Annotated in this window: 13 protein-coding genes and 2 pseudogenes; 6 read left to right on the top strand and 9 right to left on the bottom strand. The window is 45.0% G+C overall.

Going from position 1 to position 14,386, the window contains the following annotated elements; genetic code table 11:
* Positions 1-156 precede the first annotated feature (156 nt).
* Both ACUVJL_RS05785 and ACUVJL_RS05790 read left to right on the top strand, forming a co-directional pair.
* The gene (locus ACUVJL_RS05785) at positions 157-435 is read left to right on the top strand and encodes a hypothetical protein (RefSeq protein WP_445244984.1); all 279 of its coding nucleotides are present in this window, start codon (positions 157-159) and stop codon (positions 433-435) included.
* Positions 436-486: 51 nt separating this feature from the next.
* Positions 487-1,512 carry an IS701 family transposase gene (locus ACUVJL_RS05790; RefSeq protein ID WP_445244985.1) on the top strand — a complete coding sequence of 342 codons (1,026 nt, stop codon included), beginning with the start codon at positions 487-489 and terminating at the stop codon, positions 1,510-1,512.
* A 315-nt stretch (positions 1,513-1,827) separates the two neighbouring features.
* Here ACUVJL_RS05790 and ACUVJL_RS05795 read toward each other — a convergent pair whose 3' ends face one another.
* The 8 genes from ACUVJL_RS05795 to ACUVJL_RS05830 all read right to left on the bottom strand — a co-directional run bounded on the left by ACUVJL_RS05795 (position 1,828) and on the right by ACUVJL_RS05830 (position 10,136).
* The gene (locus ACUVJL_RS05795; RefSeq protein WP_445244986.1) at positions 1,828-2,484 is read right to left on the bottom strand and encodes a restriction endonuclease subunit R; all 657 of its coding nucleotides are present in this window, start codon (positions 2,482-2,484) and stop codon (positions 1,828-1,830) included.
* A gap of 67 nt (positions 2,485-2,551) precedes the next feature.
* Positions 2,552-3,112, bottom strand: coding sequence for a Uma2 family endonuclease (locus ACUVJL_RS05800; RefSeq protein ID WP_445244987.1), 561 nt, complete (start codon positions 3,110-3,112; stop codon positions 2,552-2,554).
* A 329-nt stretch (positions 3,113-3,441) separates the two neighbouring features.
* Positions 3,442-4,503 (bottom strand): 3-deoxy-7-phosphoheptulonate synthase, encoded by a 1,062-nt coding sequence (gene aroF, locus ACUVJL_RS05805; protein WP_445244988.1) that lies wholly within the window; start codon positions 4,501-4,503, stop codon positions 3,442-3,444.
* A gap of 628 nt (positions 4,504-5,131) precedes the next feature.
* Complete coding sequence (locus ACUVJL_RS05810) at positions 5,132-5,605, bottom strand: PAM68 family protein (RefSeq protein ID WP_445244989.1); 474 nt, start codon at positions 5,603-5,605, stop codon at positions 5,132-5,134.
* A 95-nt stretch (positions 5,606-5,700) separates the two neighbouring features.
* Positions 5,701-5,970, bottom strand: a complete 270-nt coding sequence (rpsO, locus tag ACUVJL_RS05815) for a 30S ribosomal protein S15 (protein WP_333443682.1) — start codon at positions 5,968-5,970, stop codon at positions 5,701-5,703.
* Positions 5,971-6,133: 163 nt separating this feature from the next.
* Positions 6,134-6,757, bottom strand: a complete 624-nt coding sequence (gene ruvA / locus ACUVJL_RS05820; protein WP_333156680.1) for a Holliday junction branch migration protein RuvA — start codon at positions 6,755-6,757, stop codon at positions 6,134-6,136.
* A 442-nt stretch (positions 6,758-7,199) separates the two neighbouring features.
* A complete protein-coding gene (locus ACUVJL_RS05825; protein WP_445244990.1) occupies positions 7,200-7,433 on the bottom strand; it encodes a type II toxin-antitoxin system RelN family antitoxin in 234 nt (77 codons plus the stop codon).
* Between the two features lie 66 nt (positions 7,434-7,499).
* Entirely contained in the window at positions 7,500-10,136 is a 2,637-nt protein-coding gene (locus ACUVJL_RS05830; RefSeq protein ID WP_445244991.1) for an AAA-like domain-containing protein, read from the bottom strand.
* Positions 10,137-11,095: 959 nt separating this feature from the next.
* On the opposite strand from ACUVJL_RS05830, the gene ACUVJL_RS05835 reads away from it, so the two are divergent.
* The 3 genes from ACUVJL_RS05835 to ACUVJL_RS05845 all read left to right on the top strand — a co-directional run bounded on the left by ACUVJL_RS05835 (position 11,096) and on the right by ACUVJL_RS05845 (position 13,108).
* Positions 11,096-11,305 (top strand): hypothetical protein, encoded by a 210-nt coding sequence (locus ACUVJL_RS05835; RefSeq protein WP_445244992.1) that lies wholly within the window; start codon positions 11,096-11,098, stop codon positions 11,303-11,305.
* A 281-nt stretch (positions 11,306-11,586) separates the two neighbouring features.
* A complete protein-coding gene (locus tag ACUVJL_RS05840) occupies positions 11,587-12,159 on the top strand; it encodes a hypothetical protein (protein WP_445244993.1) in 573 nt (190 codons plus the stop codon).
* 232 nt (positions 12,160-12,391) lie between these two features.
* Complete coding sequence (locus ACUVJL_RS05845) at positions 12,392-13,108, top strand: GUN4 N-terminal ARM-like repeat domain-containing protein (protein WP_445244994.1); 717 nt, start codon at positions 12,392-12,394, stop codon at positions 13,106-13,108.
* A gap of 478 nt (positions 13,109-13,586) precedes the next feature.
* Here the strand turns inward: ACUVJL_RS05845 and ACUVJL_RS05850 are convergent.
* Positions 13,587-13,770: pseudogene (locus ACUVJL_RS05850) on the bottom strand (IS66 family transposase); the annotation flags it as partial.
* 39 nt (positions 13,771-13,809) lie between these two features.
* On the opposite strand from ACUVJL_RS05850, the pseudogene ACUVJL_RS05855 reads away from it, so the two are divergent.
* Positions 13,810-14,386: pseudogene (locus ACUVJL_RS05855) on the top strand (IS1 family transposase); the annotation flags it as partial.

A 14,386-nucleotide genomic window follows, 5' to 3' on the forward strand; every position in this document is an offset into this window, starting at 1 on the left:
AGATTGGAGCAAGAATTAAGATTGTAGGTGCACAGTGGAACGAAAAAAATGTGCCTCAAATTTTAAGACTGAGATGTGCATATTTAAATAACGACATCAAGCTCGGTATTTCTGCTTAGTTAAAAAGCGGGATGCTCCCATCGTAAAGTCGCTTCTATGAAAGCCAGCCAAATCGAGCTAGACATTGCTAGTGGTAATTTTGACCCCTCCCTCGCCAAGTACAAGCCCCAGAAACAAGAATCTATTTCTGTTTCTGAGCTTTTTGACCAATTTGTCGAATATAAACGCCGTAAAATTGAGGCTGATACTTTTGCTAAATATACTGCCTTTCAGAAACACGTTTCTGTGTTTTTCAAAAGCAAAACAACAATTTCTGTTTCTGAAAGTGTTGCTGAAAATTTTAGAGATTGTAGGACTTACGCATTGACAAAATAACCAAACAGTGAATTGATAAATATAGGTCGTCTACTTTCTAGGTATCGGACAATGAGAAAAATAACTAAACCCTCTACGGCACAATGCAATATAGACCTTTACACCTTATTTTTGTTGTCAGAACCCAAATTGGGAGGATGTAGCAGATTATCCGAGATATTGGGAGATGTTTCTCACGATTCTATCAATCGCTTTTTGTTAAGAGAAAGGTATGAGCCGAAAGACTTATTCAGCGAGATTGAGAAAATAATCAACTTGACAGGAGGGATACTAAGTGTAGACGATACAGTCATAGAAAAGATTTACAGCCACCCTAAAAATGCCGAATTGATTAGTTATTTTTGGTCAGGCAAAGCTCATAAAACTATTATTGGTTTAAATTTAATCACCCTATATTACAGCGATATTAATGGTAATTCAGTCCCAATAAATTACAGAATTTATGATAAAAAGGAGGGAAAAACAAAAAACGATTATTTTAGAGAAATGGTGAGTGAAATAATAAATTGGGGAGTCAAGCCAAAAATAGTAACAGGAGATAGTTGGTATTCAGGAGTGGAAAATTTAAAATTTCTAAAAAACCAGAAATTGGGTTTTCTCTTCGGAATTGAAAAAAACAGGACAGTATCAAATGAGCCACATAATTATTGCCAGGTAAGCACTCGGGAAATTCCTGAGTCAGGATTAATAACTCATTTAAAAGAATTTGGATTTATAAAGTTGTTTAGAAAAAGCTTTAAAAAAGAGGCGTCTAGACACTATATTTTCTATTTGCCAGAGTTAGAAAAAATCGCTGAGATTACAAGAGATGAATTTATCACAATTCATGATACTCATTGGCGAATTGAAACCTTTCATAGAGCCATCAAGCAAGTATGTGGAATTTGTCGGTTCATGGTAAGAGATACCTGTGCAATCAAGACTCATGTATTTTGTTCACTTCAAGCTTTTGTTAAATTAGAGTTGATGCGGTCTGAAAAAATAATTAGTAACTGGTATGAAGTCCAAAGGAATCTATTCACTTCAGTTATACGTGAGCATATTTTAGCAAACTTTAGTAGTGGTGGCATTGTCTAGAATACATAGATGATGTTTTTTGTCAATGCGTAAGTCCTACAATCTTAAATCAAAGTGCTCGCTAATTCAATGAGTAACAGGTAAGCGAAAAAAAAACATCCTACCTTGTAAATACTATGGTTTTGTCGCGGTGCGTGACAGTCAATAGTCCCATCGCCGCGAGTTAAAGTTTTCCCGTTTCACGCACCCTACGACTGATATCTTGCACAGAGTTCGATCGCCCTCAATCAATCAATCAATTCCGCCTCTTCAAAAATCAGTAGTAGCGATTTCCATCGCCGAACGAGCGAGGCGGTGTCAAACCCGGATTTAGTATCAATTACCTAACGGAGTATTCTGCAACTTGCACAGAGCTTTAAGGACTTGTAAAATCTGGATGGAAGGTTCACAATCCATTAAATTTAGTAATGGCATCAACTGAAAAGTAGGTGGATTTCCAGACTGGATGTAGGCGAACTGATAGCGCGCTCCATTGGTCACCAACCCCCAGACGGATGTTTGATACTCTAGACTTTTATAAGCATACGCGAGTAACTGAGGCAAGCCGGCTAATACATCGATCGAACTATTTTTGGTTTCGATTACTAAAATCCAGAAAGGTACACCTGTCGTTGTTAGTGTATTTTTGTCGATCGCCAAAAGATCGAAACGCCCTGTAATAGTTGTGTCTTCATCTTCTATAGCAATATCGGCGATGCCTTCTTCCAACAACATCTTAATTGGAGAGCGATAAAAACCTGCCAACCGCAGTAACGGGCCAACGGATACTAACTTCACTTGACCTTCAGAAACCTTGCCATCTGTCAGGTAGCTATCAAAGTCTTCACAAGTTTGTATAAGTTCCTGTTGTTCAAATTCGGTTAAAGGTTCTAGGGATAATAACGGAGTGAATGAGCCGTTGGGCAATTTCTGAAGTTTTAGCAGGCGGATAACTTCATTGAGAGTTAAATTTTTAGCATTAAAAGCAGTCATTGCCTAAGAACATTGAGATACGATAAATTATACCTCTCATTTTAGCTCCTGCAGTTTGCGATCGCCCTCAATCAATCAATTCCGCTTCTTCAAAAATCTGTCTAGTCGTCAACTCCAAACCAGGCAGCAACTCATCCACAATCGGTGTATTATCCGTATAAACTTGACTAGAACCATCGGTCAAAAAACTTTTAATTAAAATAGCCTCTGGATCGATCGCCCACACTCGCGGAACGCCCGCCGCCAAATAATCTTTCCCCTTCTCTTCAAATTCCTTCATACTTTGCTCCGGCGATATAATCTCAATCACCAGTTCAGGAATTGCGGAACAAGCTTCATTTCGCCGCCAACTTTTCGGCAGACGTTCATAAGAAATGTACGTTAAATCGGGAATAGGTACCCAATCTTTATCCTGACGTTTTAACAAAATTGCCCATTCTGGAAGCACTCGCCCCAGTCCTTTACACCATACACGAATCAGGCCACACAAAGCTCCCTGTAAACTGGAATGAAAAAATTTTGGAGACACTTTAGGAACTGCTTCACCATCTACAAACTCACAATATATATCTCCGTCGGGCAAAGCTAGAAATTCTGCTAAAGTGAGTTTGGTTCCGATGCCTACCATGACTCCCAGCCCTCTCGCTAATTAACTCAAATATCAATTATACAAAATTTCCAAACTTTTCTAGAAGTACGATCGCTCCTCAGACTCCAATACGGTTTAGTTAAGCTCGATCCCCCCTAACCCCCCTTAAAAAGGGGGGGACAAGAACTTACTCAAAGTCCCCCTTCTTAAGGGGGATTTAGGGGGATCTCCGAGGAATAAATAGTTTTAACTGAACCGTATTGCCCCTGGGCCTCTATTCCAAAAACAGAATAACAAAATCCCCGACTTCTTTAAGAAGTCGGGGATTTAACCGCGATCGCATTTTACGTTAGGCGTTTCGCCTGTGTCTATGCCAAAACAGGCACGGGCTGCGGCCAACGACCCATGACTTTACCAATCACCGCCAATTCTTCCATCAACTTATCGAACTGATCCGGTGTTAAAGATTGCGGCCCGTCAGACAAAGCTTTTTTCGGATTCGGGTGCACTTCAATCATCAGCGAATCAGTACCAGAGGCGATCGAAGCAAACGCCATCGAGGGTACAAACTGCGCCCAACCGGTGCCGTGACTCGGGTCAACCATAATCGGTAAGTGAGTCAGAGTCCGCAACACTGGTACCGCCGACAAATCTAGCGTATTGCGCGTATATTGCCTGTCATACCCGCGAATTCCGCGCTCGCACAAAATCACGTTCGGATTGCCAGCAGCCATGATATACTCAGCAGCCATCAACCATTCTTCAATGGTGGCCGAGATGCCGCGCTTCAGCAAAACAGGTTTGTCTTGAGCTCCGACTTTCTTCAACAGTGAGAAATTCTGCATATTTCTCGCCCCGACTTGAACCACGTCGGCTACTTCCACGATCGCACTTAAGTCCGCCGCATCCATAACTTCCGTGATAATTCCCAAACCGCTAGCTTCCCGGGCCGCCGCCAGCAATCCCAAAGCACTCTCGCCGTGGCCTTGGAAAGCGTAGGGAGAAGTTCTCGGTTTGTACGCGCCACCGCGCAGAAAATGAGCTCCAGCAGCTTTGACGCGCATTGCCGTTTCGATAATCATTTCTTCGTTTTCGACCGAGCAAGGGCCTGCTACGATCGCGATCGGGTGATGCAAGCCGATCATTACAGTTCCTAAAGGAGAAGCCACCGGTACTTCGCTGGCTTCTCCTTGGCGGTACTCGATAGAAGCGCGTTTGTAGGGTTTTTCCACGCGCAGCACTTCCTCAATCCAGGTGCTCATTTCGCGCAGTTGCATAGGTTCGAGTTCGGCGGTTTCGCCTACCAAACCCATAACAACTTTGTAACGGCCGACGATTTTTTCTGGTGTCAAACCCCAGTTAGTGCGGAGCTCTTCGTCTAGTCGATCGATCTCGGCTTCTGGAGTGCCGGCTTTCATTACTATAATCATCAGAAAAATGGGTAGAAACCCCGTCTTTTTAGGACGGCTTTACAGTTTTAGCGCTACTGCCTTGGGGTTGCTGGACTTGGTGTACTTTTGTAATCTACTTTCCACGGGACAGTTACCGTCTCAAGTTTGACAACCCTGTACACATAGCGTTTTGCACGGGTTGTGCCTCCCTTACGGGGTAATGTTAGCTTCGACCTGTTACAAGAGCTTTTTAGGCTTGCAACACTGTTCCAGTGACCTTAGAACTGTTTAATCACAAGCGACAGAGCGGGGGACTAGCTACGCATCCGCCCGGTGTCGTAACTCAAATAACGTTTACCCAACGATCGCGTTGCGGTGGTCTGGTCAGGATGGCTTGCTAGATTTCTCTTACAAGCCTCATGCCTTGATAGCTGAGGTTCCTGACTACAATAATCATATTTTTTCCTTTTTTTTGCTAGATTTGTTGCGCTAACACACGCATTATGCCACGGATGGAATCAGAAAAATAGATATAAGGGCGATCGACTTGTTTGCAGTAAGGACTTTTTTGACTCAGCGCGGGGCGGTTCAGAAACCGGGTTTCTGCGTAAAATCTCGTGAAGATGCGTCAATTCCCAGAGAAACCCGGTTTCTTAGACTCAGCGCGCTAACTTTTTGACTTGGCGGCGCGCCACGCTTCTCGCATCCGGCCAAAATTGGTATTAAATTCTTCCCACCCCAGAGTGCTTCCTGAAACTTCTTCATCCCAGGAAGCCGAGAGGACTCCGTAGCTCAATCCCAGAACGCCCAGACCAAAACAGCCCATGCTTACCAGCAATACTGCTGTGTTAGGCAGATCGAACAAGCCCTTGCTGACTATCAAATAGCTTACAAAAAATGTGGAAATTCCCAGGATTGTCGGTATGCCGCAGAATACCGCTATGCGGGATATCATGCGTTGGCTGACTACTTCTGGGATAGATTGCGACTGTTTTCCGGTTTTGTTAGCTTTCGGCTGCTTGTCGGCAGAATCCGACTCTAAGGCTAAGCTTGCTTGGGGTTCTGGGGGGTTTTTAGGCGTTTTTTTACGATTTGTTGCCGGTTCAAAGGGCAAGCGCTTGCGGGGTGGTTCGGAGGACATATTTTATCTTTAACCTGAAATCTCGAACATTTTTCAATAAGTCTTGGTGTTTGTCCAAGATTAAAGAATATTGTCGCAAATTTTGGCTTTGGTGTTTAGCCGCGAATGCCTAGACGGGCAATCAATGCTTTGTAGCGATCGACATTTTCCCTTTGGAGGTATGCTAGCAGGCGCTTGCGGCGGCTGATCATCATCATCAAACCGCGCCGGGAGGCGAAGTCTTTTTGGTTGATTTTCAGGTGGGCGCTGAGTTTTGTGATGCGATCGGTCAGCATCGCGACTTGGACATCTGCTGAACCGGTATCGGTTTCATGGGTTTGGAAGTCGCCCATGATTTCTTGTTTGCGCTGTTGTGTAAGAGCCATGAATTGATTTTAGTTTTTTTTGTACGATTGTCACAATCTCCTATGTTATCACACCGTTCGCATAACAACGAGAAAAAAATTGCCACGGATGGGTTTGTTTTTTGAGCAGAATAGACTTGAATTGCAAACATACTTAGGACGGGCGGCTAGATGTTGTAGGCGATTATCGGCTCAAATAGGCGATCGCCTCACGTATCCAATCATCCGCATCACCTTTGGCGGACAAAGTGCTGTCTTGACTGAGGGTTTGCAGCGCTTGCAAGACTTCCGCCCCAGTGTATCCCATCGCCAGCAGGATCATCTCGACTTCTTCTTGAATAGCTGGGGGGACTCCGGCGGCGACTGAAGTTGTCAAACCTGCTTGCTGTCGCCATTCCGAGAGTTTGCTTTTGAGTTCCAGGGCGAGACGTTCTGCGGTTTTTGTACCCACGCCCGGGGTTTTGGCGAGGATGCGGGTGTTACCGCCGACGATCGCCTGGACTAAATCTTGCAATCCTAAAGTATCGAGAAGTGCGATCGCCAGTTGAGCTCCCACACCGCTAACACTCGTCAACTGCCGAAACAAATCGCGTTCTGCCGCGCTGCCAAAACCGTACAATACAATTTGGTCTTCCTTAACTTGCTGGTGCGTAAAAATTTGGGCGACTTCGCCGGATGCTGGCAATTGACCGGTCACACGGGGCAAAATTTGGATTTCATAGCCGATTTGATTGACTTCGAGAGTCAGGATGACGCGGTTGCTGCCTTTGGCGATATCGGCTACTGTGCCTTTGAGATAGCTAATCATAGAGTTAATAATACACCGCTATTCGTTTTCATCAAACTCGGCTATGATGCTGCGGATGGAGTTGAGGCTGATATCTGCGCGATTCCCTACCCTGCGGGAAGATAGCTTCGCTTCACGGATTTTGAGTAAATGGTTAACAAAAGTACGATCGACGGTGATTCTATTTGATAAATCATATCAAATCTGTTAGCATCGGAATTATTGATATCTCTCTTCTCTTTATCTGCGTGAATCCGCGTTCATCCATTGTCATCTGCGGTTGCAAAATTCTCTTTCTTTAACCGCAGATGATAGCCGATAAACACAGATTCACGCAGATGAATTAGATAACTTCCGGTTCCCACATCGGTGATTGTTGACTATTGACTGGATTTTACTATTGGGATGCTACCGGAATTGATATCATGCGATCATCTAAAATCTAAAATCGATCGATTCTCTCCTACAGTTCAGAGATTGGTCGGGTTTGTCCGGCTTTGGCTTGCTGCAACGCTCTTCTGAGACTGGCTTTTACTTCTTCAACGGTCGTATCGTCGGGGTCGTCTTCAGCTTCATCTGTAGGTTCGGGAAGAAGGACGATAATTCGCACGGGGCCCGGAGTGTCTAGTGTTAAAGGTCGATCTAGAATTAATTGACCTTTTTCGTCGAGCGTTCCTGTGACTTCAAAGGCTTTCATGTGTTTTACCTGAATTTTTTTGAGTTAATACTATCATTATATAAGGCAGCCCGATCAATTTTGTTGTCAATTCAAAATAAGATGCTGTTTAACTAAAGACAAATCCGCCTTGCCAAAATTTACTACCAAAGCCACATTGAAATTTTCCAAGGATTTTATAAACCAAATAATTTCATCAGAAGGCTTACCTTCATAGTGATTAAACAAAATAGAAAATCGCTTTTCCAACTCAGGTTTAACCTTGCCCGAAAGCAGTACAAGTTTCAGCAGTAAACCCATTGTCCGGCTGGGGCCGAGGTTGTACACCAAGTCGTAAAAAACGTAGTGGCTGGGATGTTGAGAATTTTCCACTACTAAGAAGTTGAACAATTGGTGGCAAGTCCCAACTAACAATAGATTATTTAATTTCACCGAGTCATTTTCTGGCAATGTATTTTTGATTTGCTTGTACAAACGATCCTTAAATTGACGCCCGCCGTATTCTGGTTCTACCGACGATATCAAATATTCATATAAATCCACTTTAAATGAGCCGTAAGATGGACTTTTTCGGGCATCTCTCAGGAAAAATTGAGCCGATTCTTTGTAAGTGCGATCGCCTGCTACTTTTCCGGCAAATTCCCTAACAGCTAAGTGCAGTTCCGCATCATTCAAAAGTGTGGGATTGGCTGCCGACTGCACAATTCCTATCTCTGTATTTCTCGGTTCAACCAAATAATTTAAATATTGAGACAAATCTCTTTCAAATTGTCGCTGTCTTTGAAATTCCAGTTTTTTAATGGTTTCATGGTCTTCCTCAATGCTGTCCTTGCTCAGCAGAGAATGCCCGTACAAATAAGGATACCGACAAATCAATTCACCCAAGGGGGAATTAGTATCTTCTTTCTGCGGTTCCGGCTCTCTCTCTACGACTTTTACTACGCGCTCTAGGGTCTGGAATTCTTCACTTTTCGTAAAAAATGCTATTTGTTCTTGCAAGCGCTTGACTATGTAAAATTCCATCCCAAATCGGGGAGAAGGCTGCTTAAATAAAGCTACTAAATTTGCGATCGCCAATTTGTTTTGTGAGTGCAATTGCCAGCGGTTGATCGGGATGTAGCAGCAGCGGTGGAGGATATATTTAAAGTCGTAATCCGCTCGCTTGACGGAGACTATACTGTACAAAGTTGCTTCAATTTCTCGATCGGGATAGCCCATGCCGTCGATAAATAGCTTTTGGAACCGCTCGATCACCTGTGCGGGGGATTCTGTTTCCACGCAGGATACGATGTGATCGTACAATCTCTGTTCGTTGCTGCCACTTGGAACAGTCTCTGAGGGCGGGGTGAGAATCCTGCTGTCAGCATCGGTGTCTGCGCTGCTGTCTGCAACTGGTGCCGCAACGGCTGTCGGTTCTTCCCGAAAAGTTCGATCGGGATTCAAGAACCAATAGTGTTCTTGGCTTAATTGTTTGTTCGCCGCCCAATCCAAAGCTGACTGCAAACTTTCCCCTGTCAATAACTGCGATTCATCTTTGCGGTCGGAAGCCAGCCATGCTGCTAGCGCCCAGCGGTACGGAGCCAATTTACCCAGTTCTTTTTCCACCCAGAACTGATTGAAAACTGACTCATAAATTCGGTTAGCAACTATTAATTTACCCTGAGACTTAACAACCAATCCTGACAGTTGCAATTCGATTTGTTCGGGAGAGTAATCTGCCGGTACTCCCTGCGCTTCCTGAGGTTTGGTCGGGTCAGGCGGTTGCAAAGCTTGCTGGTACAGCGTTAACAGCCGCGTGAGGTCGTAGCGGCTATGGAAAATGCGATCACGAATAGCTGTCAAATGTTGGGGATTGTCCCGTTCTTCCCAATCTTTAATAATTCTGTGTTTGAGCAGTTTTTCAACCTGCTGGGCTTCGGAATTTCTGCCAATGAAAGGCTCGTATTCAAGTACCAAGTGGCAAAGCTTTTGAGTCAGAAACGGTTGACCTCCCGTCCAAGCTAATATTTCTTGGAGCACTTTTTGGGGGCGAAAAGCTTTGAGTGCCAATCCTTTTGCTAGCGGCAAACTTTCGTGCAGTTGGAATAGACTTAAATTGATCGGCCGTCCAATATTAAAAGGGTTACAGCTTTGATCTTGGATCAATTCTGACGGGGCTGCTACTCCCAGAACTGCAAAAGTCAGGCGATCGTATTCTGGTTGCTCTGCCCGCTTGGAGTAACAAGCCCGGATCAAAGCAAAAAAATCGCTCGTACTGAAATTTAGGCCGATGGTGCTGTCAATATCATCTATGAAAATTACCAGCTTTTGCCGAATAGACTTGAGCAAAACTTTTTCGATAAATATCTCCAATCGCTGCACCGGCGACAGCAGTTCGCGATCGTTCCACCACTTGATCGCATCAAACCTGTTTGTGAGGTGCAAACTGCTCGCGATGCGGTACATGATTGCGGCATACCACTTTTGGGGGGAGATATCTGGGCTGCTGATGCTTCTCAAGTTGATGGCAGCAAAAACTGTACCTTCTGCTTGCAACCTTTTGGCCGTTTGCACTAGCAGGCTGGACTTTCCCATGTGCGGCGAACTCAACACGTAGCAGAAGTCTCCGGCTTTGAGTCCTTGGTAGAGTTCGCTGTCAGCCGATCGCCTGACATAGGTGGGCGCACCGGCCGGCAAATATCCTCCGACTTGATATTGATAGGTTGAGTTGACGAATGCTGTCATCTGGGAATTCATCAAGATGGTGCGCCCCGTAGGTGTGCGATCTAAAGCTTACAAATTGCAATTATTGCCAGCTTACTAAGGTTGAAAATTTTTGTTCCTCTTTACTCTATTGTCTACTAGCTCACCTTTCTCCTTCTCAATCTTTAACGTATCTTTGCAAGCGTTCGCCCCAAATCCTGCGACCTGCAGGATCGTACCCCGGCACTTGATTCTTTACACTATTATATGAATTTTCACTCTTCTCGGATTGAGAACGATAAAACGCCCTTTTTTTACATTTTTTTACAAAAATACTTTAAAATTCAGCCGGTGGTATGATATTGGCAGGGAAACTCATAACCGCAGCGCCGTCAACCTTAGGCCTTAAGATCGGCCTGCCGAATGCCGGGGGACAAGGCTTAGCAAGGGCTGCCAATAAAAAACCCCAGCGTTTGGCTGAGGACTGCTTGAGTGGGAGATATCGTTAATCTGCGTTTTTTTTAGTTGACTTAGATTGCATGGAATTCCATGCTGCTGACTTTCCCCGGACTTTCGCGTTCTGGGATTCCTAAGAACAAACTTTTCGGGATGAATCCACAAAAAGTTTAATTCTTAAAGGCGTTGTCAGAGTCCGGCTAACCACTCGCTCAACTATAAAAGTTAAGTCTGTGGCTAATTGTAGAAGATGCGCCCTGATGGCTTAACTACCCGATGGATTAGCACCCTGATGGCATAACTCCCTGATGGATCGACGCCCTGATGGCTTTCGCTCCACTACCCAAAAGATTCGGGTTGGTGGATGATCGTGGACATTAGTAACACGTCACTTCCGGCGTTTCCGATCACAAGCGGGTGTGCCTGTCTGAATTGATTATGACAGGCAGATTTATCAGAAGACAAGTGGGTTATTGCATCAACCCGTTTCTGATAGATCGGGGTAGCCAAAAAGTGTCAATCTACGCAAATCAGGGTCATCGAACATGAAAAACAGCATCTTAGTATTAGGGCTAATTGCCTCGGCTGGCTTCGGCTTTTTGGATGCAGGTAGCGCCAGCGCTTCTGCGATCGCCCCACAACCTTCATCAGCCAGCAGTTTGACGGCTTGGGAGAGTCGTGCTGACTTTAACTACACTGGAACGAATGAGGATGGCGAGCAAGAAGAGGTAAAAACCGGTAAAGGCAGGAAATAATTGGCGCTCTTGTGTGGTTAGCTCTTGTGCGGTTGTGGTTGTGGTTGTGGTTGTGGTGGCATTTGTTGTCGCAACCGCCTCCGATCGAGGCGGTTAAAACTCGATCCCAATATCAGTCTACCTAATCCCGGGGGTGGGGGTCAGTTTCAGAGAACGGTGAATGGGAAAATAAACAGGTAAGGCGAGTCTGTCGGTGGAGTTTCCCCGCCTATCAACTTCCTTACCTTCGGATGTTCGGGATTCGGATCTGGCACAATCGTATTTCATATCGTAAAAACCCAATGGAAAATACTCTCGAAACTACCCGCAGACAGCGCGTATTGACAAGAACCCAGGAACGGCGTCAGGCGACACCCAAAGAAAAACAGTTGATTCACCTGCTAGCCAATATGGCTTGCAGTTTGATTAAATACGACTACAAACACGCAGCAGGGAAGGAAACCCTCCCGCCTTCGGAAAGCAAGCGTTTAGCGGAATGGCACTACCTGCGAGTTCAGCAAATTCGCCGGATAGAACGCTCATTGGAGCCCGTAGCGACCCTCAAGCGCGTGTACTACAAGAGCATCCTCAGTCCGAGGGATCTGAAGTCTTTGAAACTTCTGTGGCTTGAGGAGGACAAAAACCGCGTCAAACGGGTCGATCCTGACTTGGACGACATCCTCAGCGAAGCTTTGGATCGGGGAGATACTTTAAAACAGCTATTTCACTCGATCGAAGTCAAAGAACGCACCTTTGCTGCAACTCCTCGCCCCGGCGCCGTGCCGCTTTGGGTCAAAGAGTGGGAAGACTCGGAATATGACATAAACTTTTTTCCGCCTTCGTTCTCTGCATGGGTTTCGATCGTGGACGACTAGGTTCAAGAAAAACTCTTTTAAATGGCATCGATCGTAAAATTCAGATGGTAGACTTATTTGCGATTGCTGCCATTGGCGAAGAGTGTGCCGGCGTGAGGCTAAACTAAGCGGCGTTGCGCGCAGGCATCCGAGTACACAGAAGTGAATCGGAGTCAGTACCATTGTACAATGGGGGAAAACCAGGGCTTCAGCTAATAGCTGATAGCTGATAGCTGATAGCTGATAGTTTCTCATGACTGACTCGATTTCTACTTCTCCTCTAGACTCGGCGGCCGATACAGCCGAACTCCGCTCTCAGTTGAGGTCGGGTTCGGAAAAAACTCAACTGCAACTGCTGCAACAACAAATAGCAGATTCCGGTTGGGATGTATTGATGGAATTTTTATTAGAGCGCAAGTCAGAGGCAGCGACTGCGGTAATGGGTAAGGCTTACCAAATTCTTTACAGTGCTAATTCTCCGAGAGCGGCGGAGTTTTTACAAGCGAATTTTCCGACTGGGCTTGTGCCGCTGCGCTCGGACTCTAACATTGATTACACTCCGCTGCAACAATTATTGGCGTTACAAGAATTTCAAGAAGCCGATCGCTTGACTTTAGACAAGCTTTGTGAATTGGCGGGTGATACAGCTTCCGTGAGAAAGTGGCTGTATTTTACACAAGTGGAGAGTTTGCCGGTGGCGGATTTGCAAACAATTAATACCCTGTGGAAAGTTCATTCCGAAGGCAAATTTGGCTTTTCGGTGCAGCGGGAAATTTGGCTCGGTTCGGGGAAGAATTGGGATAAGTTGTGGCCGCTAATTGGCTGGAAGAAGGGGAATAATTGGACGCGGTATCCGCAAGAGTTTATTTGGGATTTGAGCGCGCCTAGGGGCCATTTGCCACTGTCGAATCAGTTGCGGGGTGTGCAGCCGTTTGCGGCTTTGATGGCTCATCCGGCTTGGGTGAAGTGAAGGGTTTGGGTGCTTTTGGAGAAGGTGGGGCGGGCTGGATGTTCGGCCCCACATTTGTTGGTGAGGGGGTGTTGGATTGAACCGCAGGAATTCACAGGCGTTCCGCCTGTTCCACTGTTGTGCAGGGATTCACAGGTGTCCCGCCTGTTCCACAGAGGAAGAGAGGGGAGAGGAGGCAGGGCAGGGCTGTTTCTTTCTCTAGTTTTAGCTGTGCTAAAAGCTGTGCTAAAATTAGAGAAAGAAAAGATTCATGTCCTCCTCGATCACTAAAAATTCAACTATCAATTTTATTGATAGTTGAATAAACCGTTTTCTTTGCTGTCTAAGGGGTTGAAAGCTTTATTTTTTTAATTTTATTCGGATAATTGAGCCAATATACCTTTTTAATTAAGTAAAATCATCAATACTTCGGACAGTTTTTAAGCAACGAGAGTACCATAAGATAGGAGGGAGGGAAGGTTAGGGTGATTGTAAGGATTCAGGTCTCAACTTGGGGTATTAAAGATGGGGTCTGCACAGCAGGATTAACCCTCGCTTTGATCGCTTGCTCAAAAAACTTGGCGGACTGAACGTCTTTGACGACGGCAAGTTTGTATAACTGTCAATAAATTGGCAGTATCTTGGAACCGTGACCTTGAACGGGAACCGCCACTAACTTTTCTGGCGTTGCTGAGTTAGAGTATGAATAGGAGGAATAATTTATGCAATGTCCAGAATGTAAATCAACCCATATCCGTAAAAACGGCAAGAAAAAAGGAAAACAGAATCACATTTGTGTCCAATGTGGTCGTCAATTCATCAATGAGTATGAGCCCCAGAGAGGTTATAGCGAGGCCATCAAACGTGATTGCCTAAAAATGTATGTCAATGGTATGGGTTTACGGGCGATAGAACGAGTTAAGGGTGTTCATCATACCACAGTAATAAATTGGGTAAAACAAGTCGGAAAACAGTTGCCAGATGTTTATGACCCTGAAGTCATCCCAGAAGTTGGTGAGCTCGATGAATTACAAACTTATGTAAAAAAAAAACAGACAGGATCTGGCTGTGGACAGCGGTTGACCACTTTAAACCAGGAATTTTAGGATGGGTATTAGGGGATCATAGCGCTAAGACATTTGAACCATTATGGGACCAAGTAAGTGCAGGGAAATGCTATTTTTATGTAACTGATGGATGGTCTGTATATCCCATGTTTATGACCGATGGGGATCAGATTATTAGCAAGACTTATATGACCCGAGTTGAAGGGGAAAATACCAGACTAAGACATTATTT

This window comes from Microcoleus sp. OTE_8_concoct_300, from assembly GCF_031383065.1.
Classification (GTDB): Bacteria; Cyanobacteriota; Cyanobacteriia; order Cyanobacteriales; family Microcoleaceae; genus Microcoleus.

Bases quoted from the DNA above. Each gene is read 5' to 3' on its own strand.
- ACUVJL_RS05785 (WP_445244984.1), top strand. From the start codon at position 157: ATGAAAGCCAGCCAAATCGAGCTAGACATTGCTAGTGGTAATTTTGAC.
- ACUVJL_RS05790 (WP_445244985.1), top strand. From the start codon at position 487: ATGAGAAAAATAACTAAACCCTCTACGGCACAATGCAATATAGACCTT.
- ACUVJL_RS05795 (WP_445244986.1), bottom strand. From the start codon at position 2,484: ATGACTGCTTTTAATGCTAAAAATTTAACTCTCAATGAAGTTATCCGC.
- ACUVJL_RS05800 (WP_445244987.1), bottom strand. From the start codon at position 3,112: ATGGTAGGCATCGGAACCAAACTCACTTTAGCAGAATTTCTAGCTTTG.
- aroF (WP_445244988.1), bottom strand. From the start codon at position 4,503: ATGATTATAGTAATGAAAGCCGGCACTCCAGAAGCCGAGATCGATCGA.
- ACUVJL_RS05810 (WP_445244989.1), bottom strand. From the start codon at position 5,605: ATGTCCTCCGAACCACCCCGCAAGCGCTTGCCCTTTGAACCGGCAACA.
- rpsO (WP_333443682.1), bottom strand. From the start codon at position 5,970: ATGGCTCTTACACAACAGCGCAAACAAGAAATCATGGGCGACTTCCAA.
- ruvA (WP_333156680.1), bottom strand. From the start codon at position 6,757: ATGATTAGCTATCTCAAAGGCACAGTAGCCGATATCGCCAAAGGCAGC.
- ACUVJL_RS05825 (WP_445244990.1), bottom strand. From the start codon at position 7,433: ATGAAAGCCTTTGAAGTCACAGGAACGCTCGACGAAAAAGGTCAATTA.
- ACUVJL_RS05830 (WP_445244991.1), bottom strand. From the start codon at position 10,136: ATGACAGCATTCGTCAACTCAACCTATCAATATCAAGTCGGAGGATAT.
- ACUVJL_RS05835 (WP_445244992.1), top strand. From the start codon at position 11,096: ATGAAAAACAGCATCTTAGTATTAGGGCTAATTGCCTCGGCTGGCTTC.
- ACUVJL_RS05840 (WP_445244993.1), top strand. From the start codon at position 11,587: ATGGAAAATACTCTCGAAACTACCCGCAGACAGCGCGTATTGACAAGA.
- ACUVJL_RS05845 (WP_445244994.1), top strand. From the start codon at position 12,392: ATGACTGACTCGATTTCTACTTCTCCTCTAGACTCGGCGGCCGATACA.